General features: G+C 67.5%; 3 protein-coding genes. 1 reads left to right on the top strand and 2 read right to left on the bottom strand.

Going from position 1 to position 2,818, the window contains the following annotated elements; genetic code table 11:
* Positions 1 to 472, top strand: a 472-nt coding sequence (locus ELR45_RS41260; protein WP_240759974.1) for a substrate-binding domain-containing protein, incomplete at its 5' end; no start/stop codon positions are given.
* A 68-nt stretch (positions 473 to 540) separates the two neighbouring features.
* On the opposite strand, the gene ELR45_RS21250 is transcribed toward ELR45_RS41260, so the two are convergent.
* Complete coding sequence (locus ELR45_RS21250; RefSeq protein WP_129668153.1) at positions 541 to 1,590, bottom strand: HAD-IIA family hydrolase; 1,050 nt, start codon at positions 1,588 to 1,590, stop codon at positions 541 to 543.
* Between the two features lie 56 nt (positions 1,591 to 1,646).
* Positions 1,647 to 2,279 carry a hypothetical protein gene (locus ELR45_RS21245; protein ID WP_129668152.1) on the bottom strand — a complete coding sequence of 211 codons (633 nt, stop codon included), beginning with the start codon at positions 2,277 to 2,279 and terminating at the stop codon, positions 1,647 to 1,649.
* Positions 2,280 to 2,818 lie beyond the last annotated feature (539 nt).

Here is a 2,818-nt window from a genome sequence, read left to right as displayed (position 1 = left end):
GGAGCGGCTATTAGCCCGGGGACATCGGCGGATCGCCTGCATCACGGGTCCACGCCACGTCTTCACGGCCGAAGAGCGTACACAGGGCTTCCGGGATGCGCTGGACACGGCGCGGGTGCCGGTCGACGCCGGTCTTGTCCACTATGCCGATTTCAAGCAGGCCGGCGGGCGCGACGCGGCTCACGCGGTGCTCGGCTCGGGGAGCGTCGACGCGATCTTCGTCGCCAACAGCCTGATGGCCGTCGGCGTGCTGGAAGAGGCCAAGGACCGAGGGCTGGCAATCGGCACAGACATCGATATCGTCGCTTTCGACGACGCTCCCTGGACACGTCTGCTATCGCCGTCGATCTCCGTCGTCCGGCAGCCGGCCTACGCTGTCGGCCACGCCGCGGGCACGCTACTGCTGGACAAACTCGCCGACCCGGACCAAGCGCCGCAGACGATACTGCTCAACGCCACCATGCCGAGCTGAGTGCTCAACGCCACCATGCCGAGCTGAACCGGCACCGGTTCATCCATCCGCTGCGTCTCGGGCCGCGACTAGGAACAGTTCAGGGGTTGTGCGGCGCTCAGCGCATCCACCACGGACTGCCGATCCAACCCGTCCGGGCCGGCTGACCATACCGCGCCACACGCCGCGCGAAGGGCGTCCAGGCCGTCAGGATGTCCACCCTTGCTCTGCTCGTGCCACATCACCAGCCGGTTGGACTCGACCGCTGCCGACCACTCTCCGCATGTGCGCTGTCCGGCGGCCACGTCCAGAGCACCGGGGCGTTCATGCAACGAGCGAAGGTCATATCCGACATAGGTCGGGCGGTGCTCCGCAGGAGCGAACACTAGCTCTTCGGGTCCGGTGACGCCGGTGAGCACCAAGAGGCTGTCCACGCCCGCGCGGAAGGCACCTTCGATGTCCGTGTCCAGACGGTCACCGACCACGAGAGGCCGGGAGGCGCCGGATCGCAGCACCGCCTCACGATGCATGGGCGGCTCGGGCTTCCCCGCCGCCACGGGTGCCCTTCCGACCGCAACTTGGACGGCCTCCACGAGCATTCCATTGCCGGGCGCCAGACCGCATGCCGTCGGAATGGTCCGATCCAGGTTGCTTGCCACCCACGGCAAGCCGCGCTGTACTGCGTAGGCGGCCTCAGCGAGGGCGCGCCAGTCCACGCCAGGGGCGAACCCCTGCACCACAGCCACGGGATCCTCATCGAGGGAGCCCACCGGGGTCAGCCCCTGCTCACGCAGCGCTACGTTGAGTCCCTCGCCACCTACCACCAGCACCTTCGCGCCGGCCGGCAGGTCCTCGGCCAGCAGGCGAGCGGCTGCCTGCGCGGAGGTGATCACCTCTGTCTCGAAGGCGGTCACGCCGATGTCAGTCAAGTGAGCAGCCACAGCGGCGGGCGGCCGGGACGCATTGTTCGTCACGAAGGCAAGGCCCATTCCGCCCGCCCGCACACGCTTCAACGCTTCGGCCGCATGCTCGACCGGCGTGGAGCCGATGTAGACAACGCCGTCAAGGTCGAGCAGTGCGACGTCGTAGGCTTCGGCGAGTGTCCGGCCATCAACATCGTGCGCGGAAGGTGCAGGCATGTTCACACTGCCATCCTCGCAGGGAACCGTTCGGCTCTGGCCACTAAGGGAACCAACTAACTCAGTTCGACTGCCCGCTCCGCCGCATCGGTCATACCGTCAATGTCGGCCTCGGCGACCCGAGTGAACCAGCGCTGTGCTTCGTTCCCACGACCCGCCGCTGCCAGCGCATCCGCATATGCGTAGCGAAGACGCGCCGCCCATTCGTCGTCCGTCTCCGATCTCAACTCTGGGACCTGCAGCATCGCTGCGGCTGCCGAGTGCTGCCCCATATCGCGACGTGCGCCAGCAGCCACGATCAGCATCTCGATTCGATCCGCTGTGCCCAGGCCTTTGACCGCTGGATCGGACGCAAGGTCCAATGCACGCTCAGGCCGCCCGAGGCCGCGCTCACAGTCCGCCATGACGGGAAGGTATTCCGCGGATCCCGTCATCCGCCGAGCGGCGCGGAGCTCCGCGAGCGCTTCAGCATATCGACCGGCGCGGTACGACGCGATTCCTGCCGCCTCCCGTACGATGCCGACTCTGCTCGCCCGTCTGCGCGCTGCCCATGCATGCTCGCGGGCCTTCTCAGGGTCCTCGTCCAGCAATCGCCCAGCCATGACAAGATGCTGAGCCACTGCCTTTGCAGCGCCGCCGATACCGCTAAGCTGGTCTTTGACCTCCCGGTCGAGCTCACTGCCGGTCACGTCATCGTCGATAGCCGGATCATCCTCCCGGCGCGGCCGATCCGAGGGTGATTCACCCCGTGCAGCAGACTGCCGATCGGGGCCGCCACCGGCTCTCGGATCGCGCCTTCCGCCCCTGGCCTCGTCGTCCCTGAAGCTCCGCCGGCCTTCCTGGCCTTGGCCTCCGCCGCCGCTCCTGCTTCCGCGTCCTTGCCCGGCATCAGAGCTCCGCCGCCCACGCCCGTCTCGACCATCACGACCGGACGGCCCGTCAGGTCGCGATGAACCACCCTCAGAACTCCAGCGTCGCGACGGACCATCACCGCCCCCTCGGCCACGCCCGCTCGAGCTCCGATTCGGGCCATCCCCTCGGCCCGAGTCGCCGCCTTCCTGCCGATCCGCTCCGCCTGCCACAAATGGCTCCTCACCATACGTCGGACACATGCGAACCTCACTACCTGCCGGACACATGTAGGTCGCGCTGAGTCCGTCTCTTAGCAACGCTCCCTGTCCAGGGTAGGTCCTCACCTCATGTAACCCGTCACCCGGCCGTGGGCATG

The organism is Phytoactinopolyspora endophytica (assembly GCF_004138495.1).
GTDB classification, from domain to species: Bacteria; Actinomycetota; Actinomycetes; order Jiangellales; family Jiangellaceae; genus Phytoactinopolyspora; species Phytoactinopolyspora endophytica.
This window is presented reverse-complemented; position numbering and strand designations above follow the sequence as displayed.